A 617-nucleotide genomic window follows, 5' to 3' on the forward strand; every position below is an offset into this window, starting at 1 on the left:
AGTCGCCGCCTGGTGCGCGACTTCGAGCGCCGGACCACCAGCGCCGAAGCGATGATCTACTGGTCGATGACCCTGCTCATGACCCGCCGCCTGGCCCGCCCACGCCCGCAGCGAGCGTGAACCGGCCCGGCGCCGGCTCGGCCAGCCAGCCCCGCGCGACCAGGCGTTTCGCCTTCGACCGCAGCGCCTCCACCCGCGCCGGCACCACATCCATGCCGAACTCAGCGGCCATCTCCTGGCAGGTCAACGGCCCCTGGCCCAGCCGGACCCGGTCACCCGCGACCTGCAGGATGCGCTGGTAGTCCACGGACAGTGCCGACCAGGCCAGTCCCTCACGCCACACCGGCACCTGCGACCTCGCCTTCGCCGCCTCCGGCGCTGACGGCGTCCGCCCGGCCTGCTCCTCGGCGGTCGACGCCGCCCCGGCACCTCGGACAGGGCCCTGCCCGGTCTCATTCCCCGGGACCAGCACCTCGCCGACCCGCGAGCGGGCGATGGCCCACTCGTTCCATTCCCGCTCGGCAACAGCCAGCTCGGCCTGGATCCGATCAGCCTCCTCTTGCAGCTCGTCCACCCGACGACGAGCAGCGACCTCGCGCTGTTCCAGCAGCCCGACC

1 protein-coding gene is annotated in these 617 nt (G+C 73.1%); it reads right to left on the reverse strand.

The genetic code is table 11. From position 1 onward, the window contains the following. Window positions 1–76 precede the first annotated feature (76 nt). Window positions 77–617 (reverse strand): hypothetical protein (locus PV419_RS53010; RefSeq protein ID WP_319701267.1); only part of this gene is annotated, 541 nt, incomplete at its 5' end.

The organism is Streptomyces sp. ME19-01-6 (assembly GCF_033793745.1).
Lineage (GTDB): Bacteria > Actinomycetota > Actinomycetes > Streptomycetales > Streptomycetaceae > Streptomyces.